Genomic DNA, 22,885 nt, shown 5'->3' with positions numbered 1-22,885 from the left:
TCTCCTGTTAATTTGGCTCGTTTCGCCCATATTGCACCATTTAGCTGGAATTTCTCCCGCTAAACCCGCCGGATAGGGGCGATAAGAACCTCTGCCCCCTAAATTAGCTGGAGGTTTTCCAGCTAATCGCTAGCCGTGGGCGGCAAGGGGCGAATTAACGGGAGGTTTTCCCGCTAAGTGTTAGCGCTGGTTATTGTTCCGGCTTGCGGACCACGCCAGGTGGAGGAATTTCCGCGCACCCTACCAGGCATGAATGGACAGCATATTCCAATAGAACAGGAACGCGGTATAGGCGATGCATCCTGCGGCAAACGCACATCTGCCGAGCGCAGCGGAGGTTTTCTTGCCGGACCGGATGCCGTCCCGCCATAGCAAGTGAACGGCGATCATCACGGCTGCCAGCGGCAGGGAGGAGATGCCCCAGGCAAACCAGCCCGGATATCCGTACGTAATTTCGGTGTTGCCATATACCAATTGCACGACCAGAAAAATGGACATCAGCAGCGTGATAGCGGTAATGTGCAAGGAAATGGGCTTCTTTGTTCTCCGGAATAAGCGGACGACGTAACGCACAAGCCAGATGGCCAGCAGGGCGATGAGCAGCAATCCCGAGCCGGCGTATATGCCAAGCAAGAACACGGGACGGTGCAGGAATCCGGGCTGTTCCGCCAGTGTCGTTTCCTGTGCGAGGGTCATTTGCCATCCGTGATCGCCCTGTTCAAACCATAGCTTTCCGCCGCCCCCTTCCTCTTGAAATAGGCCTTCCGCGATCGGCACATAGCTTAGCTCTTTACGCTCGCCGCTCCCATCCGGGAACACGCCCGTCAGGATAAGCCGGCCTTCGGCCGCTTTGACCTCAAAATCTTTGCCTCCGAGAAAATAAAGCCATTTGCCCCATCCCCGCTTCGGCGCGCCCGAGAAGGAGTAAGTACGCTCATACTGCTGCAATTGCTCCCGGGAATATGACAGCGCTTTGCCCATTTTCTCCGGTCCGGCGATCAGTCCGGTAATGGCATCCTCGATTTTTTGATTCATTTGCGTGGATCCTTCGATAACCGCATTGCTGACTACCAGGACGCCAATCCGCTTCGCGGGGATCAGCAGCATTCTGGCGTTAAAGCCTTCTACGTCTCCGGTGTGAGACAGGGTCTCGATCCCGCCGGCCAAGCGTCCCCGGTAAAAACCGTAGCCCATCCCGGGCAAATCCGGATGTTCGGCGAACTGCTGCTCATGCATCGTTTCAATGGTGGAAGGCTCCAAAATCGACGTGCCTTGATATTGTCCGCCATTCAACTGGGCGATCATAAAATGGGCAAACTCATTCGGCGTGGCACTGAGGCCGCCGGCCCCCGGTATACTCAGGAAAGTGTAGGGGACTTCCTCATAATGACCGCTTGTATAATTGTACGATTTGGCCATGTTCGGGTTATTTTCGGGTACCGTCAGATTTGCGCTGGGCATATCCAGCGGCGTAAATAAATGCTTGGACATATAAGTATTAAGGTCGGCGCCCGAGTTCTGTTCGATCAAATTCCCTACCAGTCCGAGTCCGGCGTTGCTGTAGGCGTATTGTTCCCCGGGCTCCCGCACGGGGGGATGGTCGCGGAAGTATTTACTCAAAAATTGTTCCGCCGACAGATGGTTCGATCTGGAGAGCGAGGTGATTTCGTAAACCGCTTCATCCAATCCGGCGGTATGCGTTAGCAGGTGGTGCAGCGTTATCGGTTTTTTTCCGAAAACCGGCACGTTGTAGCCGACCAGAAACCGGTTCAGGTCGTCGTGAAGGGTCAGCTTCCCTTGCTCGACCAATTGCATGGCGGCGGTGGCGGTCACCGTTTTCGTAATCGAGCCAACCCGCATGATCGTTTGCGCGGGATCAACAGACCGCTTGTTGTCCACATCGGCATAGCCATATCCCTTGCTGAACAAAATGCGTTCTCCTTGGGTTACGACTACCGCCGTCCCATGGATATACCCCTTGCTGGTTTCCTCATCCATCATAGGATCAAGGAGTTGTTCCAGCCGCTCCGCTGTGATGGAGAAATCGGACGAGCCGGCCGCCTGGGCGGACGGAACAAAATAGAACATATTGAAGAAAAGAGGGAGAAGCAGCAGTATAGTGATTGTTTTTTTCATATGGAAAAACCTCCAGCGGTATTGGAATCGAAAATATATGTTCCAGAATACAGCCGCGCTCTTTCGCTGAACTTTCGAAAATCTTAAATCCGTCTTAAAAATACCGGAAATTCGGGCGGAAAGTGCTAAACTAAAGGAACGGACGAAAAATGTCGATGAGATGATAGGGGAGCGTGATTTCATGCAAAAGACCATACTGCTGGCGGATGATGATCCGGATATTGTTGCGCTGCTGAAGCTTTTTTTGGAGAAGGAAGATCTGGTTGTTATAGAAGCTTATAATGGCGCGCAGGCGTGGACATGTATCCGGGAGCGCAGGATTGATCTGGCGGTCATTGACATCATGATGCCCGGACTCGACGGCATTCAACTGCTCAAGCAGTTGCGCACGGAATATAAGCTTCCGGTGATTATGATCTCGGCGAAAAATCAGGACAGCGATAAAATTCTCGGCCTGCAATTGGGAGCCGATGACTTCTTGGCGAAGCCTTTTAATCCGCTGGAAGCGGTAGCCCGAGTACAAGCCATGCTCAGACGGACCTATGAGTTCAATGAGCCGCCGACGGATTCCCTGATCGAGGAGATCCAGTCGGAGTCTGTGGTCATCGGAGAACTGAGGCTGTGCAACCGGAACTGTGTTCTGTATAAGCAGGAGGAGGAAATTCAGTTAACCGCCATTGAATATAAGCTGCTGAAGACATTTATGGATGCTCCGGGCCGGGTTTTTACGAAAAAACAGCTGTTTGAGCAGGCTTGGTCGGACTATTATTATGAAGACGCCAATACGATCATGGTACATATCTCCCGGCTGCGGGAGAAGATTGAGGACAATCCCCGGCAACCGGTCTATATCCGAACGATTCGCGGCTTGGGCTACAAGTTCGCCAGGAAAGAGGAGTTCTCATGAAGAAAAACACACTGTACCGCCGATTGGTGAAGAGCCATATTTTTTCCGCCTGTACTTTAGTTGTGACCCTCCTTGTGTTCCTGGGCTTCGCGATGGATATGGAGCGGGAAACCGTCGAGCTTCGCTTGTCCGGGTTGCTGTTCTTGCTGCTATTGTTCGGCGCCAATGTTGCGGTCTACAGCTTGTGGACGGCTAAGCGGATCACCGGACCGTTGGAGCAAATCGCGGGAGCGATGGGGGAGATGCGGCAAGGGCGGTTTGAGGAACGGCTGGATATTCAGGCAACGGACGAGTTTGCGCGGGTGGAGAGGTATTTTAATGCGTTGGCCGAGTCCTTGCAGCAGGCGGAGGCGGAGAACCGCCATCTGCAGGAGAGCAAGCGCCGGATGCTTGTCGATCTCTCCCATGATTTGAAGACGCCCGTCACCTCTATTCTGGGTTATGCCAAAGCGCTTCAGCTTGAAATGATAGACGATGAGACGGACCGGATGAAGGCTTTGCAATTGATTTACAACAAATCCATCCAGGTCGCATCGATGATCGATGACATCTTTGAGTTGTCCAAGCTGGATAGCCCCGATTTTCCGCTGCGCGCCGCCCCGGGCGATCTGGCCGAACTGTTGAGGGAGACCGTGGCCGATTATTATGATCAATTTGAGGAACGCAAATTTGTGTTAAACCTGGACATTCCCGCCGTTCAGGTCACGGTGGCGTATAATGCCGGGTTGCTGCGGAGAGCGGTTTCCAATCTGTTATCCAATGCGCTCCGCTATAATCCGCCGGGTACGGAAATGACCGTACGCCTAACGGATTTCGGAGCTATGGTAAGGCTTGAGGTGATCGATAACGGAGTCGGGATTTCCGATGCCTTGAAAGCCGTCATCTTTGAACCGTTTGTGCGGGGAGATTCAACCCGGAAAGGGGATGGGGGAACCGGGCTCGGTTTGTCGATTACCAAGCAAATTATGGAGCGGCATGGCGGCGAGCTGCGTCTGGACAACGGGAACGGACAAACCTCATTTGAACTTGTGCTGTACCGCCGCTAGTGCCTCATCAGACATCGTAGTGGGGGAAAATGAGCATACGTCGCTGCTTCAACTATGATTTGGAGCGAGGTGCTCGATATACGCAGTCGATAAGTACGCAGTCTCACATCCACAGACATCCAAATCGTTTCTAGCCCACGGCGATCAAGGTGCCTAGCGCACTTTCCAACACACTTCCAACTCCAAAAAGATGCAAATCTGCAGGTATTTAAGCCGATTCACGAGGGGATACGAAAAAAGATGCAAATCTGCAGGAATTCTCTGTTATCAAGTTGTCTGATGGGGCACTACGTTCTTGCGATCGGAAGCCGAGGCCCGGCACCCAACACCCGGCACCCAACACAAAAGAGCCTGTTACCCACTTGGGGTACCGGGCTCTTTTGTGCTGTTCAGTCGGGAATAAGATTATTTAAAGGGTCAGTTTTTTGCAAAAAAGGTTTAACAAAACGGCGGCTTCCTGCCGCAGCAGGGGTTGCTTGGACCGATAGTCGATGCCGGCGGAGTCCTTGGTGATTTCCGGCCCGTACATGCCATGATTCACAATATACTGCACCGCATCCACGGCCCAAGGGTCCGTCTCCCCAAGCAATTGAATGCCCGGGGAATTCGACGTATTCACGCCGGCTGTCATCGCGGCTCTCCAAATCAGGACCGCGGCTTCCTGCCGTGAAATGATTTGACCAGTATCGTAAACCTGTTTGCTTTTCGCGTTTCCTTGAACAAACCCAAGGTCCATGGCTCTTTGCACAAACCCCAAATAAGGAGCATCTCCCGCATCACCCGTTAGCGTTGTTGTTTTTGCCGGGGCCAATCCTGTCATGCGCATAAGTTCCGCAATAAACTCGGCCCGGGTCATTTCTTGCTCAGGGTGAAAAGCGCCATCCGCCGCAGGGTTTAAAAATCCGAGTTGATCCGCTCCATAAATCCATGGCGCATAGGGATGCTGCTTACTAACATCCGTATATTCTTTAGGCTCGGAGGCTTTTTTCGCCCAACTATCTACTTTGTTATAGTACAAATATTGAGTTCCGTTTGAATTCACTTTAATAGCGGCCTTAATCCCTTGTTCATCCTCAAACAACATCGGCTCGATTTCCCGGAGGGTATGCGATCCATAGGGATCCACGATGGTCAGTTGTCCGTCGTCGGTCACCGTAACTTGAAATACCCAAAAGGGGATTCTTAGATCTTGATAAACCCCCGTCAGTTGGCTGAGCTCCGTTTTGGACGTGTTAAGGTACGATTTCTGTTTCGGCGTTTCGGGATAGAAATGATCCATGAAGGCTGCGAAAAAGTTTTCGCGCAAATTCGTGCCGTCACCGTTAACAACGATAAAACCGCCTACTTTCTGTTCGGGCATAAGCCACATCCAGGAGTGGTAACCCGACAAATCCCCGCCTTTGCCGATGACCGACTGACCATTATAGTTGTTGCTGTAAAAGGTTTCAAACCCGTAAGCCGTGCCGGGGATCTGCGGGTGAATCCGATGATGGATTTGCTGCATGTTCTTCACCGATTCTTTGCTTAAAATTCGGGCGTCCGCCAGTTGTCCGCCATTGAGCTGGGCGATCATGAATTTGGCCATATCTCCCCCTGTAGAGAACATCCCACCGTCCGGCGCCTCGGCCGGGTAGGAAAGGTATTCGGGGATCGGCTCCTTCTTCGCCGTGTAAGGGGTAGCCAGATGCTCCCGCAGTTCGGACGTCATTTGGAAGCTGCTGCTCTCCATGCCAAGCGGTTCCAGGATATGTTTTTGCACATATTGACTAAAGGGAACACCGGACAGCCGCTCCACGATATACCCCTGTAGATTAAAGGCGTAATTGTCATACCGGTAAGCTTCACCCGGATCGCGGACAATCGTCGGTACCTGTTGCTTGATAAACTGGTTGTTCGGAACCTCTTTTTCGGAAAGATTCGGACTATCCGTATAATCAAATCCGGTAGTATGCGTCAACAAATGCTCCATCGTGAGCGTTTTATCGGTTTTGTTGGGAATTTTCAAATCGCCCAAATAAGCTTGGACATCTCCCTGCAAATTTATTTTCCCCTGTTCAACGAGCTGCATGACGGCTGTTGCCGTGAACAATTTGGAGATCGAGGCGATCCGAAAGACGGAGTTCTCCGCATCTACCGGCTTTTTGCTTTTGAGGTCGGCATAACCGTAGCCTTTTTGAAACAGAACCCGGTCTCCCTTGACGAGAACGACCGCTGCGCCTGTTAACTGCTCTTTGTTTTGAGGCTGATTAAAGAACTCGTCCACAAAAGCCTCCACTTGTTTAGCTTCCAATGGCACGGCAGCTTGGCGCTCCGTGGCCGAGGCGGATACTTTCGGCTGAAGAGCCGCGGATGCGATGAGCAACCCGCACATTAAGAGCGGGATCATTTTCCGAGGTTTGGATTTAAATAAAAACAATGCGATGACCTCCTGTTTTGACGATTTCTTGTAGCGAACTTGATTTAATCCGCGCGTTCAATCGGCATTAGTGTAACACCTTTTGGCTGACTTTTAACAAATTCGCGTCGATCTTAAGGTAAATGTAAGACTGGGGGAATTTCTCATTTGATATGCTTAAAGTAATTTGTCAATGAGAAGAGGATAAAAGGATGAAATCGAACCGATCAAGAGTTTTTCCGGTCATCATGATTCTAATCTTTGGGATCGTCAATATCTTTGGGCCTAACGCTAAAGTACAAGCAACTGGAGGGTTCCAAGCCTCCGCGGAGGAGACAACCCAAATCGATAAATTTGTCGAGACGATGATGGACAAGCTCCAGCTCCCCGGGGTAGCCATAGGTATAGTCAGGGGGGATCAGCCCCTTTATTTGAAGGGATATGGCGTCGCAGGCCCGCAGGGGCAGCCTGTTACCGCGCAAACTCCCTTTATTTTAGGCTCAAGTTCCAAGTCGTTTACGGCTCTGGCCATCATGCAGTTGGCAGAACAGGGGAAAGTGGACTTGGAAGCGCCGGTTCGGGACTATTTGCCTCAATTTGAATTGGCCGACCGCAAGGCGTCCGGTACAATTCTGGTCAAGCATTTGCTAAATAATAACAGCGGGTTGTCTACTTATACCGGGCGGATTGGTTTTGTCGGCACCGAGCCAACCATTGAAAAACTGATCCAGGGTTTTAAAGATACCCCTCTAAGTGAGCCGGTAGGGACAAAATATCAATACTCCAATGCCAATTACGATATATTGGGCGGGATTGTCCAGAGTGTCTCGGGGATGTCCTATGCGGATTACGTCCGGAAGAATATCTTCGAACCCCTTGATATGAAGAACAGTTTCACTTCAACGTTAGCGGCCAAGAAGCATGGTCTAGCGCAAGGTTACCAATCCTTTTTTGGGTACATGTTCCCCACAGAGCAGCCGGACAACCCTTCCATGCTTGCCTCCGCCTACCTGATTTCCAGTGCGGATGATATGGCCCATTATCTCATGGCACAGCTGAATGATGGAAAATTCGGTGATAGCTCAGTTGCTTCCACCGAGAGCATCCGTCGCATGCATGAACCAGCGGTTCCCGACCCTACGATTGACGGATATTATGGAATGGGATGGGAAATTGCCGATGGGGTAGTCAGGCATCAGGGCGATGTCGAGAACTTTCACTCTTCGATGGTGCTGGACGGCGACACAGGGATCATCGTATTGATTAACGCGCATGATTATCTGGTCCGCGGCGGCAAATTCGAAATGATTACGGACGGGATTCGTGATATTTTACACGGCCGCCAACCGCAGACAGATGTAGGAAATGTTATGGCGACATACATCGTCATTGATCTTGTCGGTCTAGCCGTGGCTGTACTGCTGGGGATATCCATCATGCGCCTATTCAAACGGAAAGTTAGTATTACGCGTACTCCGCTGCGAAACTTGTCGTCTGTCCTGTTTCTCCTAATGTTTAATTTCGCAGTTCCCGTTACGCTGCTTTTCAGAGCGGGCTGTTTTGTAGCCCCATGGCGCGTGCTGTTCTCCTGGTTACCGGGGATTGGCCATCTCGTCTTTCTGTTATGCATCCTCGCACTAGGCATCGGTGTGGTTAAGTTGGTCCTGTTTATCGGAAACTTGAAAAGGGACATTAGGATCTAGTGCTAATTGCGTTATTGTAATAATATCTCCTTATGCGTTTGTTGCATGGGGAGGGGAAAGGATGAAGAAGTTAACGGTTATGATATGTATTATCGGCTTATTGTTTTCGGGATGTTCGACATCCGCAGACAAGAGAAAAGCCAAAGAAAATGAAATCAGCCGGTTGGCCATAAATTATGTGAAGGAAAAGTACGGGATGACGGACGCCGAAGTCATTGAAGTAGCGCTGGCTTCCTCGCCAAACGGGCCTATTCCCAGTTTTAAACGGAAAGTTCCTAATGAGGGTGTAGTTCGTATGGCACAAAATGGCGAGGTTTTTAATGTGCTGGTCAGTACAAATTGGGGGCAACTCACCGGCCAAACCGACCGGCTCATTGCCGATAACTATCAGGCCGCGGAAATCAAACGCGGTATTGAGGAACATATTATAAGAATATACGGCGTCTCCAAACAATACCATATCCGAAAATTTGACTTGTCCAGCCTGATCGGCGAGGGGGAGAAATTGGGGTACTTCTGGATCTCCCATTATTTCAGCCATTACAATTCCGGCGACCGGCATAACAGTTATTTTACGCTCTCGCAAAAATATGAAGGGGATATCGCGAAGTTTTTGAAAGATCAGGATTACAGCATTCAACTGGAGATCTTTTTCAAAGGGGAAGAAAAGAACAGCCGCAAACATGCGGAGCAAAGCAAAGCGTTTTTGGACAAAATGGTCGAGATCTTCGGCAACGGCGAAAGTGAGATTCAGGTGTACGTAAATAAAGAACACAAATTCATGGACGACAAGATGCAGGATATTTTCAGACAAGCGGATGACCACGGCGAAAATATCGATCCCGTCCTTTACGGGCCGGTATACAATTATTGCAATATTTCAGTCAGAACGCAAAGCGAGGACTACATCACTTTTAGGAAAAAGCAGTCACCGTCCACCGAACTGGAGCGAGTGGATTTTCATGGAAACCGCTATAGCTTTATTGCGGCCGATCAGGGAATCAGCCTGGCTTCACTGGTGGAAGACGTTGATTTTGCCGACAAAACGGACTTTATCTATTCAGCCGTAGCGATGGACGAGGACGATCCTTTTCGCACGGCCGACTTTAAGGAATTGGACCGCAGAGAGAAGGGGAGTTACGAATACCGTTTGCTGAATGACCGCATCTATCGGATCGATTATGCCAAACCCGGGCAACAGGGCGAGAAGAAGTACGGGAACGATGCGATAGCGGTGAAAATCGCTAAAAGCCTGGTTCCCCAGCCTACGGATGACCTCCTTATTGTAGAAAAATTTGAAGACGGAAGCCTGGCCGTGAACTATTACAACGAATATGTTATGGAAAGTGAGGACTCGCTGATCGGCGAAGTGCTGGCGGGTAAAGATTTCGCCCTTGTGCGCAGAACAAAGGTAGAGTAGGGAAGGGCCGGTTTTTATCCGGCCTTATCCGGAAGCAGATCGATATTCCACAACGCCTTCTTATACAGTACGGAACTGTGAGACATCAGATTATGGAGGGGCAAAAACGTATATCTGGCAGCTATGCCCGGCTTTGTTTTGGAAAAATGATCCCCGCACAAATAACCCACATTAAATTCGTTCCAGCTTCGATAGTTTTTTTGCAGCATATCGGCAGCTTTCAGCTTGATCTCCCACGCTTCATTCTTCGTCAAAAATTTTAAAGCCAATCCGGCACGGGCCAGAAGGATGGCCCAAGCTCCATCATACGCCACGGCATTTCCGGAAGGAAGTTGGTGCAGGCATTTATGCACGACCCCCCATTTTTCAAAATCCGCCTCATCTTTCATAGAGTCAAGAAACCGGCTTCTTCCTTGTTCCGTCAGCGCAGCCAAACAGGCATGTTTGCGGTTGTACTCGGCCCGGATTCCGTCCTGAAGCAGCCAGTCGATTTTTTTCTTTAATTCGGAGGCGTTCGTAATTCCCCATTGCTTCAACGTGTGCTTGATCAGACCTTTGCGAATATAGCGATCAATGATCCCGAATTCGTAGGCCACATAATAGTTATTGAGCATCCATTCCTCGCTGCAGGCGGAAATACAGCGAAAATACAACGCCAGCCGCTTGCGTTTCCTGAAACTATAGTGTTTTAACATGCTTGCCGAATCCTCCTTGTCAGGTACAAAACAACTTGAGCGTTCGCAAAGTCTTCCAAGCGCTCAGGCCAAGTATGAAATAGAGTAAGATCATGAATCCCGGCGGATGGAACAGAAGTTGGACGGCCCAAAAAACGATGAGATACAGCCAGCTTAATCGAAGGAAGATGACGCCGTAGGTAATGCAAAAGAATTTAAAATCGCTTTTTTTCGACAGCTTGTAATAGGGATTATATTTTTGAGTGAAGAGATGCTTATTATGCAAACTTTGCCCAAGAGAAACATCAAAAAGGAAATGAACATAATCTTTGGAGTTTACTTTAGTCTCCGCATTTTCCCTCCAGATTTCCTCGACGAGTCCCAATGCCAGCTTGGAACCAAGGGATACGCTCCAAATATCTATATCCAGACCATGATATTCCCGAAGCGATTCGCACTCCCGGATCGCCTCCTCGTACTGCTGTTCTTCGTAATAAATCTGTGCCCGCAGCAAATGAGCCTCATAATCTTCCGGCTTTAGCGTAAGAAGATCATCCAGGCTGGTGAGGGCCTCTTCCTTATTGCCGACTCTCCGAAAATATTTAGCCCTCATCAACTGCAAATCCGGATCATCCTGAAACATTTGATGGGCCTCGGCCAGGACGTCCGCGGCTTCCTCCAGTTGATCTTCCATTAACATCGATTGGGCTCGTTGCCTCAGCGTAAGATAATGTTCGATATCGAAATGAAGCTCCCTGTTGACAAAGCAATCGTAACCAAGCGTTGTCGCCCCGTAAATTTGCCTGATTATGAACTTAACCGTCGGTTCGTCATAAATCTCAAACAAATATTCCTTGTCTTCAACCAGCCGAAAGCATTTATCGAGAATTTGCCATACCTCATGCGGTAAGTTTTGATGCTTCTCCAAAAATAAGATCAGCGCATTCAAGCGTTCTTCATGATATTCGACTTTCCACAAAAAATCATCCGCCATCAAAGCGTTCCATTCTTGAGGATCGATCCGACGCGCGAAATCGTAATACAACTCCTTCATTTTCTGAAAAAATAGCTGAACTTCGTTCAACACCTGATGCGGCGCCACATCTGTCCACCGGTATGTACTTCTATATCTAATTCCCTGGTTTATGTCGTCGGCAACAACATCAATATCAGTGTCAGTACCATCATTACATTGATAGTCAGCTTCATTTTCCTCTTCCTCTTCGATGGCTATTTTCATGGCCCGGTCGAAAGCCTCTCTAAGTTTTTGATAGCCCTGCGGGTCATCTTCCGGATGATGAATTTTCAAAAGCTTCGCGTATGCCCGTTTTATCGCGGATTTGTCCCCGGTGGGCTCAATCCCGAGGGTTTGCCAAAAGTTCATGAAGTTTGTAGTCCTCCTGTCTCGTAGTTGCGGGCTAAACCCACGCCTGTATGCCATAATTCGACAACTTTATTGGTTCCTCCTTCTATGGGAGTAAAAATAAACCAGGCTCGATTCACAGGAAATGCTCCCGTGAATCGGGCCTGGCAAGTGAATAAGGGCCTTAAACGCCTATGATGTCCGTTAGAGCAGAAGTGGAAGGGACGGTTCACGATTCCCGCCTGACCTCCTGGTTCTAACGGAAACTATAGCCGCTATTTTGGCATTTCGGAGCGGATCGGAATTCTAACGGAAGCCATAGCTGCTATTTCGGCAAAATGAGGCCGCTTTCGAGGTAAAGGGAGCAAATAGGCGCTCATATTTCCGTTAGAATAGGAAGGAAGCGATTTTTCGCAAAATAGCGGCTATGATGTCCGTTAGAGTAGAAAGTGGAAGGGACGATTCATGATTCCCGACTGACCTCCTGCTTGTAACGGAAGCCATAGCCGCTATTTTTGTCATTTTGGAGCAAGCCGTCAACAGATTGAATTGACCGGCTGCTTCATCTACTGAACGATTTCCCCCTCGACTGTCACTACGCCCCGGACCGGTTCCTGCGGGGGTTGCGGTGCGTGATCCGGCGCTTTTTCCGGCGTTGAATCCGCCGGAGAAGGCGGCTGGACCGGTGTAGGCTCCGCGGGAACCTGATTCTCGGTTGTAGGCTCCGCAGGAGCCTGATTCTCGGGTGGGGTCCCCCCCGCAGGGGCCTGATTCTCCGGCGCGGGAGCGGGCCTAGACTCCGGCTCCGAATTTTGAAGCGGTGCCTTCAACTCCAAGCCCTGGCCACGGATCCAAAGCGGGCCCGTTTCCGCCGCGATTTGCAGCCACTCGCCCGATTGACCGGTAACTTGAATCGTTTGCGGCGATACCGCCGGGCCTTTGGGGGCAAAGGCATCCGGATAGCGGTAGGTCCGGATAACCTCCGGCACATGGGCGGAAGCATCGATCGGTTCGACGACCGTCAGCATCCCCGGCGAGGGGTGAATCCAGCCGGTTCCTTCGGCCGCGCTTACCTGAACCCAGTCCCCTTTGCGGGCGGTGATGGTGAGCTTCTGCGGCGCGAGGGAAGCGGTGGCGGTTGCGGCGCCGCCGATGTTAGGGTACAACGGCGTGCCCGCTAGCAGGTCCATCGGCTCCTCGACGTACTGGACCTTTTGCTTCCCGAGCCAAAGGTCGTAGGATTTCTTGGCCGTGTAGAGACCCACCAGCCGGTTTTCGGACCAGATTCCGCCGAATTTGCTCAGCGGAACGCTTCGTTCTCCGACATAATCGGCGATCTCAATCGTAAAGCCCGGACGGCCAAAGGTTTGGACAAACCAGTCCTTATAGCCTCCACCCGACGGATTTTTCTCCGGCTTCACCAGGGAATATCCGGTTAGATTGGCGAGTACGGTGGCGATCGATTGGTCGCGGGCGACGTTTTGGCTTGGCGTCCGGTAATGCCAGAATATAATTTCACCCGAGCTGTGATAGGAGATCGTGATTTCCGGATCAATTTGTTTGGTAAAAGCCATCATCATCTGCACTTCCGCAGCTTGCGCCGGTTGTTTTCCTTTATAGTTCTGATACCAGGGATACGCTCCTGCATTGCGGATCGTGCTCCAGCCGGCCGGGTACTGGCGGTTCAGGTCGATCCCTTCCATCGTGGCTTTCCAACGTGCGAAATGGCTGCTGTTGCCGTTATATCGGTGCAAGGTGTTGGCCAGATTGGCCGGCAATCCGGCCGTTCCCTGTTGAGCAAGGGTGACGCCGTCCGGATTTACCATAGGGACGATCCAAATCGTCACGCTGTCGAGCAAGCTGCGCACTTCATAATTGGAGATCGGGGTATTGGCGGTGTAGGCCAGAGCGTAGGTCTCTATCATTTTCATCAGCAGCGAGGTGGTCATCCATTCCCTGGCGTGATGCGAACCGTTCAGAAAAAGGACGGATTCGCCGCGCCCCAGTTTAACCGCCCACAAATCGCGGCCATATTTTGTTTTACCGAGAGATTGGTAGGAAATGAGGTCGGGATAGACCTCGGCCAGCCGATCGATATCCCGCTGCATCACCTTGTAGGAATAAACCTGATTGGGGTTTACGATGCCGGTGGAAGCATGGGCTGACGAGGGGATGATAAATAGAGGAAGTAAAAGCAAGAAACTCAGGAACGTAAAAACGCATTTTTCTAGGATCTTCTTAGCCTTGGTGGGTCTCATGATGACGGTGCTCTCCCCTATTCTATGTATAAATATGAAATAACTTTAGGGAAGTATAAAGGGAATCTAGTGACTTCGTCAATTCATTTTTCATAGAAAATAGGAAAATAGACATAGGCGAAAAATAGCCATCCTCCAGGACTATATCCAGCCCTGGAGAGCGGCTCTTTTCTCATTCCTTTTCGTCACCTGACAGCAACTGAAGCAGGTTATCGGGAATTTTTAGCTTCTGATTGTCGAACAGCAGTTGAAATTCACCCTCGCCGGCATTTTGATGAGCGAGCTTGATCTCTTCCATTTCATGGTGCAACTGCTCCATCTTCGTGTCCAACTCGTAGGCGGTGTCCGCCGCTGTTTTTAAATCCGCGAGCAGGCGTTCCGGCACGGATTCATTGTACTTGTAGAAGATTTTATGCTCCAGGCTGGCCCAAAAATCCATGGCGATCGTCCGGATCTGAATTTCCACGCAGACGAGTTCCTCCCGGTCTGACATGAAGACCGGCACTTCCACCAGCATATGCAGGCTTTTGTAACCATTGGGCTTCGGATTTTTGATGTAATCCTTGATCGCAATGATGTTCAAGTCTTTTTGCGCCTGAAGCATCCGACTGATCCGGTAAATATCCGAGATAAAGGAACAGGTGATCCGGATACCGGCGATGTCGTGAATCGTGTGTTTGATATCCTCCAGGGACTGGATTCCGCCCTTGCGGTACAGCTTTTTCATGATGCTTTCGGGCGACTTCAGCCTTGACTTGGTATGCTCGATCGGGTTGTAGTCATGCAGCAGTTGGAATTCCTCCTGCAGAATTTCGATCTTCGTCTCCACTTCGTGAAGCGCGAATTTATACATCATCAAGAACCGGGTCAGCTTCTTTTGAATGGTTTTCACTTGTTCCAGTGGATTAGGATTGGAATGATCAATCATAGATACCGTCCTTCGTACATAAGTTGTCTTGTTGTTTGAATCTTTCATACTTTCATTATACCTTAGGTTGCCGGCTTGCTTCCAGAAACGGGGGTTAGGGGCCATGCATTCGCGCATTATCCTGAGAATTTGATAGGATTAAAGTCTCTGGATTGCTATAATAATCTAGTGCAAATGACATATCAAGTGAATGAAACATCAGGAGGGGCAACATGAAACAACAGCTGAAGACGATAAGTGTTATGCTGCTGGCGGCGGCGGTCATGGCGGGTTGCGGCAAGTCCGCAGCCGAGGAGCGGGCGAAAGCGGACGCCGAGCAACGGCAAGAGACCGGAGCGAAGGGGCAAAGCGGGCAAGCCGGGCAGGTTGACCAAGCTGTTCAAGGACAGGAATTCAGTGCCAAGGACTTGCTGTACGTGAAGAATGCGGTGCATTATCAGGCGGAGCTTCTTAACAAAAGCCTGGAGAAGATCAAATTGCCCAGTCTGGAGAAAGGCTTCCGCAATTCTCCGGTTTCCACGGCAACATGGATCGACCAAAAGATCTCTTTGCAGTTGAGACTGGAAGACCGAAGCGGCGGACAAGGAAAATCGGAGGGAACTCCCTTGAACATCCGGGTCGTCCCTAATGACGGGAAAACCTATAAACAGTTTAAGGATGAGGGGTTTAAGGTACAAACGGTAGACGGTAAAGAGTATTTGGTCGGACCGGATTCGGGAAAGGCGCAGCTGGTTTACATAGACGGAGATTTTATTTATGACCTCGATTCAGTCTCCTATGTTATGAATTTTTCGGGTCGCACCTATTCCGTGGAGGAACTTATCAAAATTGCCCGGGGAATGACGGCGGACTCGGAGTATAAGAAATACTTCCAGTTGGATTTGAGCCGGTACAAGGTTCCATCCTATTTTGTGAACGACGGAAAAGAACCTTATTGGATCATGGTCAGCTATCATCATGATGATCAGCCACAAAACTTTGCTGCGGAGGGACAGTCCCTGCAGATCAGCAATGATTCGGCACGGTTTGAACAATGGACACCGCTGAACGAACTGGCGAAGGAAGTGTACGGTGAGGAAATGACCATCGAAGGCCATAAAGTGGTGAAAGATCCGGACTCCAACGTCATTCACCTTTTTAACGGCGGGAAGTTTTATGATTTCTCTCCCAAAACCGAAGCCGACCAGGAAACGGGGAAAGTGATGTATACGGAAATTCCCAATTGGGATGCGGAAATCGCCAAAACGATCAAAACCTTGGGGTTGTCGACGGAGGAAGACAATATCGGTGCGGCTACGCCGAAAGAGTCAAGCAGTGGCGTATCTTCCGAGCAGATAGATAAGGAAAGCCGGATGAGAAGAGAGGCTGTCAAGGCCATCTATTCCGACGCCCTCCTGGATGAATCGGTATTTACGGAAACTTTGCTCAAGTTTACAGTGATGGGCCCGGATATCGATGTGCCGGGGATGCAGGAAGAATTATATTCCCGCTACGCCGCTTTGAACAAGGATTTGAACGAATTGAAGCTTAGCGAATTGCCCGGACTGCAATTGGAGCCGGAAACGGTAAAGCTCTTTAAGGAGCTTGTTCAATTCGGCGGTTTTGAGGACAGCGGGATCTATTATATGAAGGATGAGATTAAGGGTGGGCCGACGCTCTATTGGGTGCTGGCGATGGTGCAAAGCTATGAAGGTTATCAGGTGTTGAATGTTTACGACCCGGAGAGGGAAGGATTTTTGACCGATCTTTAAGGCGGCTTCGGGCTTTCCCCCAATTACGGCTTCTGTCCGGAAATCCTGCTATAATGATGGGGCTGAGATTTTTAATTTCTGAAAAAAGAAGGTTTGAAGGATGAAAAAAATAGACCAGGCACAGGTGCAAAAGGAGCTTCGCGCATTTGTCGGAGACACTGTTTATGTTCACAGCGAGGCGACATCATACGTCTTTGTCCGCAATTTCAAAATCTGCGTAGACGAGGCTTTTATCGCAGGCGACAATCCCTGCCGCGCTGCTCTTCGGTTTGATGGCCAGGGTTGGCTGCGCATGGAGGCGCTCACCCATTACGAGGTCGATGAACAAGGCCGCCTGCTGCTGGCCGGATTTGACGATCGCGGCCGGATGCATGCCGCACTACACCTGGGAAGGGAGCCGTTTCCGGAATGATAAACCACACAGAGCAACGCCGGGTGGGCAAGCTGCTTGCGGTTTTTGCGCATCCGGACGACGAAACCTTTATTTGCGGCGGGACACTGGCGAAATACGCCGGGGAAGGGGCGGAGATCACGCTCGTCAGCGCGACCCGGGGAGAGATGGGCCGCCGCATGGGCAACCCGCCTTATCTGAACCGGGAAACGATCGCGGCCGCCCGGGAACAGGAATTGCTGGAAGCGTGCCGGATCCTGGGCGTTCGCGACTTGAGATTCCTGGACATCCGGGACAAGACGGTCGAATTTATCGATGAGGAGCTGCTCATCGCACGGATTGAAAAATTGGTCCGCGAGATCGAACCGGACGTGGTCCTCACGTTTCACGCAAAGTGGGGAGGCCATCCCGACCACTGCGCGATCGGCAAAGCCGCAACGGCGGCCTGCAGACGGACCGGGCTGGAGCAACGCCTGTTCTTTATCTCTTTCGGCGATATGATGGAGCGTCCCGAGCTCTTTGGTTATACGCGTACGGATGTCGTGAAAATCGATGTTTCCGCCCAATTGGAGACCAAACTGGCGGCCTTTCGCGCGCACCGCTGCCAATCGGAAATCGATGAATGGGTATGGCTTCCGGATCGGGAGGCTGTCGCGCATTTCGGCAAGCACGAGAATTTTATTAAAGCCGATACGACCTGCACCACCGAAGTTCGGCGTTCATTTTAGGCGATATCCCTTATCCCCCGTACTTCGCTTTAGGGCGAGGATGGGGGATTTTTTATGAAAATCAAAAGGTAATTTAATCCACTTCTAGAATAGATATTGTATTACAGCTTTGAACGTACATAAAAACCAAATAAAAGGAGATGAGAGAGTTTGAGCAGGAGAGTCATTGCAGGAATTTTAAGCTTTCTGTTAACTTTTACGCTGTTATTGCCGGCAGCGGGAGCGCAGGAGGAGTCGCTCCAACAGGCAGAAAGCGCCGTTAAAGTCATCTCCGGTTTGGACCGGAATGCCGTATCGCTGGATGACCTGAAACCCGATCCGAGGTTGAGCAGGGAACAGCGGCAGAGTCAATCCGCCCGGTCATCTTCCCAATCTCTTTTTCATGATGAAGCCCTAAAGATCGAGCAGCAGGCACCTCTTCCCTCTTCTTCACTTCAACCCGAAAATTACGTTCCCCTCACAGACAGCCAAGAACCCGTTTCCGTCATCGTAGAATTGCAGCAGACCCCGGTGAAAGTGTTCGAGGCCGAGGCCGGGCAGGTTCAAAGCAAGTCAAGTCTCAAGGGGCCATCCATTTCATCGCATCTCGCAAAGATTAAACTCGAGAAGAGCATCTTCAAAAAAGCGGCACAGAGTCAGTTGAATGCAAAGATTAAACGTGAGTTTACCCAGGTATTTAACGGATATTCGCTGACCCTGGCGGCCAATCAGGTGGAAGAACTGCTGACGCTGCCCGGAGTCAAAGCCGTGTATCCGAACAAAACGGTCTATGCTACATCCGAGCCGGATACCTTGGTTACCGCGCAAGGAAGCGTTCCTTTTATCGGGAGCGAAGCGCTCTGGAGCGAAGGCGCCAGGGGGGAAGGGATCAAGATCGGCGTTCTCGACACCGGGGCCGCGAAGGATCACCCCGACCTGGAAGGGGCTATCGTCCGGAATCCGGACGGTTATTGGGGATACGACATTATCAATAACGACGGGGAACCGTATGAAACCACGAAGGAGGATTACTATAAAGCCCGGGAGGAAAACCCGAATCTCCCCGAGGTGAACGAGCTGGGGAAAACTTATTACACCTCGCACGGATCCCACGTCACCGGAATTATTGCCGGCCAGGGTGTCGGCGCAGCGGGAATGGAGGGAATCAAAGGTGTAGCCCCTGAAGCGGATATTTACGCCTATAAAGTGCTGGGTCCCTATGGAGGAGGAACGAACGAAGGCGTCATCGCCGGGATTGAGAAGGCCGTCGAGGACGGCATGGACGTCATCAATCTATCCTTGGGTTCGCCAGGAAACAATGAAGCGTCCGCGGATTCCGTCGCCGTCAACAACGCGGTAAGAACGGGCGTCATTGCAATCGTAGCCGGCGGAAACGATGGCCCGGGTGAAGCGACGGTCGGCGATCCGGGATCAGCCGAGCTGGCGGTTACGGTAGGGGCCTCCAAACACCCGATGGAGACACCCATCATCAAGGTGGGCGGCTCGGACGACAGCGCCTTTTTCATGGAGACGTTCGATAAGTCCCAGGGGATTGAAACCTTGACGGAAGAATACGAATTGGTGGACGTCGGTTTCGGCAGAGAGGCGGATTATGCAGGAAAGGACTTGAACGGAAAAATCGCACTGATCAAGCGCGGGGAGCTCTCTTTTGAAGAAAAAGCGAGAAATACCATAGCTTCCGGAGCCATCGGCGCCATTATATTTAACAATGTGCCGGGTGAACTGGAGAGCGGGACACTCGGGGAGATCAACGTGACGATTCCGATCTACGCTTTGTCCGGTGTAGCGGGAGAACGGATCAAGACCGAACTAGAGGCTAATTCTGCACTGAAAGTTACGTTTGACACAACCGTGGAGCAGGATATCATGGGCGATTTTAGTTCCCGGGGACCATCCAAACCCTCGTTTGATATTAAACCGGATATTACCGCACCCGGAGTGAGAGTTCTTTCCAGCGTACCCGAGTACGAGGGATGGTATGCGGCGCAAAACGGCACGAGTATGGCGGCACCGCATATCGCAGGGGCCTCTGCTCTACTTAAAGAAAAATACCCGGATTTGACTCCATCCGAAATCAAGGCCTTGATGATGAATAATACCGTTAAGCTGAATGACCGTCTTGGAGCCCGTTATAAACACATGGAGCAAGGCGCCGGACGCATTTCGCTTGAAAAAATCCTGAAGGCCAAAGCGGTCGCCATGGCCGAGGAAACCACCGCAAATGTGGGCGGCAAGGATTCGCTTACTCACTATACCGGCAGCATTTCTTTTGGTTATGTTTCCTTGGGGTCCGCCGGCGAACGGAAAATTACCGTCAAGGATATCGCGGGACAGAATTCTTCTTACGTCCTGAGTACCGAATGGTACGGCTCATCGCCGGTTCAGCTTGAACTGTCCAACGGTCAGGTCGATGTTCCCGCAGGAGGACAGGGGGATTTCTCCATTGCCGTTAAAGTACCCGAACAAACGGACGCCACGTATTACGAGGGCGAATTGAAGCTGGCGGATCCGGGCAGCGGTCATGAAATTCAAATGCCTATCGCTCTCTATATTGGAGAGACGCCGGAAAACGCCACGGTTTCCGATGTAACGCTGGAACCGGACATTTTTTCTCCAAACGGGGATACGGTATCGGATGTTACGAACATATCATTCAAGTTAAATCAAGGCGTTCCTTACTTCTCCCTGGATGTGCATGCCGCCGATGGCCAATGGTTGGGAATGCTGCTGGACGGGAACGATTTGAATCCGGGCACCTATAAACTTAATGAGCCTTGGAATGGCTCGGGACTGAATGAAGGTTTGTATTATTTAGTGCCTTGGGTAGGGGATGGACGAGAAAATGCAGTTCCTCTTGAGGATCAAGCCGCAGCCTTCATCATTGATACCACGGCGCCTCTTGCGAAGCTCGGAGAACCCGACATTGTCGTGGATAAATCCAGCTTCTCGGGGACCATCTCCGGCATGATTACCCAGGATTTATTAATCGACTTGTTGGTGTCACAGGGGAAATTATCCATTCCGGACGTGATCGGTGTGGCCGTGCTTTATGGCAGTGCAAATGACGGGAAAAAAGTACAAATTGACGGGACCGTGGATAAAAACGGGAATTTCGCCGTTCAGGTTCCCGTGAATCCGGGAGAGAACTCCTATGAAATTTACATCTATGATCTTGCCGGGAACGGCCAGGTTGTCCCGGCCCATGTCGTAAATTACAAATCCGAGGTGAAAAACGCGGTTGTTGTGACGGCATTGCCGAGCCAAGTACCCGCGGATCAACCCTTTACGGTAGGCGTCGATTTTGACGTTACCGCCGCGGTATACTCCGCGAAATTCGATCTGGTGTACAGTAAGCAGCTGACGATGCCGGAGGTTGTGCCGAGCCCGCAACTGGGCGAACATCAGGCGAAATGGAATCCTGACGCGCAATTGTCCGTAACGGGGGCGGTTTACGAGCTTTCACCGGAAAGCAGCCGGTACGAATACTCCGTTGCATTGAACGGCACCCCGGGATACACCGGAATCGGATCATTGGCGTCTTTCCGATTCGGGGCGGCGCCGCATGGGGAGTACTCTTTTGAATTGGTGAATCTCGTGCTGCTCGACCAGAACGGTCAGGAAATTCAGGCGGATTCCCGGCGTCAAGCCAAAGTCACCGTTTTGGAGAAGCCCGCGCTTCGGGTAGAACCGCAGACGCTTTCCCTTCAGGAGGGTTCTAAAGGGAAGTTGACCGTGATTTACCGGAACGCGGAAGGGAAGGAGACCGACGTAACGGCGGAAGCCGAGTACACGCCGGCCAATCCGGCGCTGATTTCCGTAGATAAGGGGCAGGTGACCGGGAAGCGGGATGGCCGCACCACGGTAGAAATCAACTACGGCGCTTTGCGGGTGACCGCGGACATTACCGTTACCGATGCGCCAGGCTCCGGTGGCTCCGGTGGCTCCGGTGGCGGAAGCGGCAAGAGCAGCCGCAATGGCAGCAGTAGCGGTACTTTCACACCGGCACCCGTAACACCGAAGCTGGAGCAGGCACCAGCCGGATCCGTCAGAGTGGCGGTCAAGGACGGAGAGCCGACCGTGGTTTCCCTGGAGGGCGGCTTGACGGTTACCGTGCCGGCGGGGGCTCTTCCCGGGGAGGCCGGGTTTGTTCAAGTGACGCCGGCCACGGATGAGGCGGCAGCGACGCTGCTGGCGGGGTTAAACCCGGAAGCCGTGCTTAGACCGGCAGGGAAGTACTATGACTTCGCCGTGCTGGATAAGAGCGGAAAGGTGCTGAGCAACCCTGCGTTCAGCCAACCTGTGACGGTATCGATCCCGGTCGAAGCGCTCGTCGCAGCCAAGCTGAATCCCGAAAAAATCAGCCTGTTCAAGCTTCCGGAACAGGGGCAGCCGGTCCAACTGCCGACCCTTCTAAAAGACGGCAGCCTTGTGGCCCGATTGAGCAGCTTTAGCCGTTACATGTTCATGGCCAAGGAAATGAAGTTCACGGACGTGACCGAGACAAATTACTCGTGGGCGGTCAACGAGATTGAAGTGCTTGCCGCGAAGGACATCGTGACGGGAAGAAGCGGGAATTTGTTCGGTCCGCAGGAACAGGTTACCCGGGCGGAATTCGTCTCCCTGCTGGCACGGGCGCTCGATTTGAAGCCGAGCGGGCCTGCGGAAGTGCAGTTCGGCGATGTCCCTGCGGGCAGTTGGTATTACGATGCCGTCCAAAGCGTTGTGAAGGCGGGAATCGTGACCGGGTACGACAACCGGACCTTCGCGCCGGATCAAGCGATCACCCGGGCCGAGATGGCGATAATTCTGTCCAGAGCGTTGGAGCATGCGGAAGGGAAGACGGCAGCCCCGGCGGCCTCGTCCTTCTCCGATCAAAAGGAGATTCCATCGTGGGCGAAGGAGGCTGCCGCCAAGGTGGCCGGTCTGGGGCTCCTGCAGGGAAAAAGCGGGAACCGCTTTGAAGGAGAAGCTTTCGCCACGCGGGCGGAAGCGGCTGTGGTGATGTATCGTTTATACAGAAATCTATAAAGGTAACTATGGTTTGGTTCGAATTAAAGGGAATTCTTCCCGTTAATTTGGTACGTATGCGGCTGCAGAGGCGAATTAGCTGGAAAACCTCCCGCTAATTCGCCTGAAATAGTGCATATCGGCAATGGGACCGCGAAATAGATGGAGCTTTTCCAGC

14 protein-coding genes are annotated in these 22,885 nt (G+C 51.5%); 8 read left to right on the top strand and 6 right to left on the bottom strand.

Going from position 1 to position 22,885, the window contains the following annotated elements; all coding sequences use genetic code 11:
* Positions 1 to 240: 240 nt before the first annotated feature.
* Positions 241 to 2,136, bottom strand: a complete 1,896-nt coding sequence (locus V4U84_RS19630; protein WP_334075389.1) for a serine hydrolase domain-containing protein — start codon at positions 2,134 to 2,136, stop codon at positions 241 to 243.
* 181 nt (positions 2,137 to 2,317) lie between these two features.
* On the opposite strand from V4U84_RS19630, the gene V4U84_RS19625 reads away from it, so the two are divergent.
* Positions 2,318 to 3,043 carry a response regulator transcription factor gene (locus V4U84_RS19625; RefSeq protein WP_334075390.1) on the top strand — a complete coding sequence of 242 codons (726 nt, stop codon included), beginning with the start codon at positions 2,318 to 2,320 and terminating at the stop codon, positions 3,041 to 3,043.
* Positions 3,040 to 4,089: a HAMP domain-containing sensor histidine kinase gene (locus V4U84_RS19620; protein WP_334075391.1), complete on the top strand. Its 1,050-nt coding sequence runs from the start codon at positions 3,040 to 3,042 to the stop codon at positions 4,087 to 4,089. Before V4U84_RS19625 ends, V4U84_RS19620 begins: the two co-directional genes overlap by 4 nt.
* 409 nt (positions 4,090 to 4,498) lie before the next feature.
* On the opposite strand, the gene V4U84_RS19615 is transcribed toward V4U84_RS19620, so the two are convergent.
* On the bottom strand, positions 4,499 to 6,505 hold the full coding sequence (locus tag V4U84_RS19615) for a serine hydrolase (RefSeq protein WP_334075392.1): 2,007 nt from the start codon (positions 6,503 to 6,505) through the stop codon (positions 4,499 to 4,501).
* A gap of 191 nt (positions 6,506 to 6,696) precedes the next feature.
* Here V4U84_RS19615 and V4U84_RS19610 point away from each other — a divergent pair, with 191 nt between their 5' ends.
* Positions 6,697 to 8,187, top strand: a complete 1,491-nt coding sequence (locus V4U84_RS19610) for a serine hydrolase domain-containing protein (protein ID WP_334075393.1) — start codon at positions 6,697 to 6,699, stop codon at positions 8,185 to 8,187.
* Between the two features lie 61 nt (positions 8,188 to 8,248).
* Positions 8,249 to 9,607 (top strand): hypothetical protein, encoded by a 1,359-nt coding sequence (locus V4U84_RS19605; RefSeq protein WP_334077793.1) that lies wholly within the window; start codon positions 8,249 to 8,251, stop codon positions 9,605 to 9,607.
* A gap of 14 nt (positions 9,608 to 9,621) precedes the next feature.
* On the opposite strand, the gene V4U84_RS19600 is transcribed toward V4U84_RS19605, so the two are convergent.
* The 4 genes from V4U84_RS19600 to V4U84_RS19585 form a co-directional block, all read right to left on the bottom strand.
* A complete protein-coding gene (locus tag V4U84_RS19600) occupies positions 9,622 to 10,302 on the bottom strand; it encodes a DUF1266 domain-containing protein (RefSeq protein WP_334077792.1) in 681 nt (226 codons plus the stop codon).
* A gap of 19 nt (positions 10,303 to 10,321) precedes the next feature.
* Positions 10,322 to 11,665 (bottom strand): tetratricopeptide repeat protein, encoded by a 1,344-nt coding sequence (locus V4U84_RS19595; RefSeq protein WP_334077791.1) that lies wholly within the window; start codon positions 11,663 to 11,665, stop codon positions 10,322 to 10,324.
* A gap of 545 nt (positions 11,666 to 12,210) precedes the next feature.
* On the bottom strand, positions 12,211 to 13,902 hold the full coding sequence (locus V4U84_RS19590; RefSeq protein WP_334077790.1) for a M14 family metallopeptidase: 1,692 nt from the start codon (positions 13,900 to 13,902) through the stop codon (positions 12,211 to 12,213).
* A 172-nt stretch (positions 13,903 to 14,074) separates the two neighbouring features.
* Positions 14,075 to 14,830 (bottom strand): GTP pyrophosphokinase, encoded by a 756-nt coding sequence (locus V4U84_RS19585; RefSeq protein WP_334075398.1) that lies wholly within the window; start codon positions 14,828 to 14,830, stop codon positions 14,075 to 14,077.
* Between the two features lie 212 nt (positions 14,831 to 15,042).
* On the opposite strand from V4U84_RS19585, the gene V4U84_RS19580 reads away from it, so the two are divergent.
* The 4 genes from V4U84_RS19580 to V4U84_RS19565 all read left to right on the top strand — a co-directional run bounded on the left by V4U84_RS19580 (position 15,043) and on the right by V4U84_RS19565 (position 22,728).
* Complete coding sequence (locus V4U84_RS19580; protein ID WP_334075399.1) at positions 15,043 to 16,581, top strand: hypothetical protein; 1,539 nt, start codon at positions 15,043 to 15,045, stop codon at positions 16,579 to 16,581.
* Between the two features lie 100 nt (positions 16,582 to 16,681).
* Positions 16,682 to 16,993 carry a DUF1806 family protein gene (locus tag V4U84_RS19575; protein ID WP_334075400.1) on the top strand — a complete coding sequence of 104 codons (312 nt, stop codon included), beginning with the start codon at positions 16,682 to 16,684 and terminating at the stop codon, positions 16,991 to 16,993.
* Positions 16,990 to 17,700 carry a PIG-L family deacetylase gene (locus V4U84_RS19570; RefSeq protein WP_334075401.1) on the top strand — a complete coding sequence of 237 codons (711 nt, stop codon included), beginning with the start codon at positions 16,990 to 16,992 and terminating at the stop codon, positions 17,698 to 17,700. The genes V4U84_RS19575 and V4U84_RS19570 overlap by 4 nt, the downstream gene beginning before the upstream one ends.
* 150 nt (positions 17,701 to 17,850) lie before the next feature.
* Complete coding sequence (locus V4U84_RS19565) at positions 17,851 to 22,728, top strand: S8 family serine peptidase (RefSeq protein ID WP_334077789.1); 4,878 nt, start codon at positions 17,851 to 17,853, stop codon at positions 22,726 to 22,728.
* Positions 22,729 to 22,885: the final 157 nt, after the last annotated feature.

This window comes from Paenibacillus sanfengchensis (assembly GCF_036864765.1).
Classification (GTDB): Bacteria; Bacillota; Bacilli; order Paenibacillales; family Paenibacillaceae; genus Fontibacillus; species Fontibacillus sanfengchensis.
Note: the sequence above shows the minus strand (reverse complement) of the source record. Positions and strands in the feature narration are given on the sequence as shown.

Bases quoted from the DNA above. Each gene is read 5' to 3' on its own strand.
- V4U84_RS19610 (WP_334075393.1), top strand. From the start codon at position 6,697: ATGAAATCGAACCGATCAAGAGTTTTTCCGGTCATCATGATTCTAATC.
- V4U84_RS19595 (WP_334077791.1), bottom strand. From the start codon at position 11,665: ATGAACTTTTGGCAAACCCTCGGGATTGAGCCCACCGGGGACAAATCC.
- V4U84_RS19625 (WP_334075390.1), top strand. From the start codon at position 2,318: ATGCAAAAGACCATACTGCTGGCGGATGATGATCCGGATATTGTTGCG.
- V4U84_RS19605 (WP_334077793.1), top strand. From the start codon at position 8,249: ATGAAGAAGTTAACGGTTATGATATGTATTATCGGCTTATTGTTTTCG.
- V4U84_RS19570 (WP_334075401.1), top strand. From the start codon at position 16,990: ATGATAAACCACACAGAGCAACGCCGGGTGGGCAAGCTGCTTGCGGTT.
- V4U84_RS19600 (WP_334077792.1), bottom strand. From the start codon at position 10,302: ATGTTAAAACACTATAGTTTCAGGAAACGCAAGCGGCTGGCGTTGTAT.
- V4U84_RS19620 (WP_334075391.1), top strand. From the start codon at position 3,040: ATGAAGAAAAACACACTGTACCGCCGATTGGTGAAGAGCCATATTTTT.
- V4U84_RS19630 (WP_334075389.1), bottom strand. From the start codon at position 2,136: ATGAAAAAAACAATCACTATACTGCTGCTTCTCCCTCTTTTCTTCAAT.
- V4U84_RS19585 (WP_334075398.1), bottom strand. From the start codon at position 14,830: ATGATTGATCATTCCAATCCTAATCCACTGGAACAAGTGAAAACCATT.
- V4U84_RS19575 (WP_334075400.1), top strand. From the start codon at position 16,682: ATGAAAAAAATAGACCAGGCACAGGTGCAAAAGGAGCTTCGCGCATTT.
- V4U84_RS19590 (WP_334077790.1), bottom strand. From the start codon at position 13,902: ATGAGACCCACCAAGGCTAAGAAGATCCTAGAAAAATGCGTTTTTACG.
- V4U84_RS19580 (WP_334075399.1), top strand. From the start codon at position 15,043: ATGAAACAACAGCTGAAGACGATAAGTGTTATGCTGCTGGCGGCGGCG.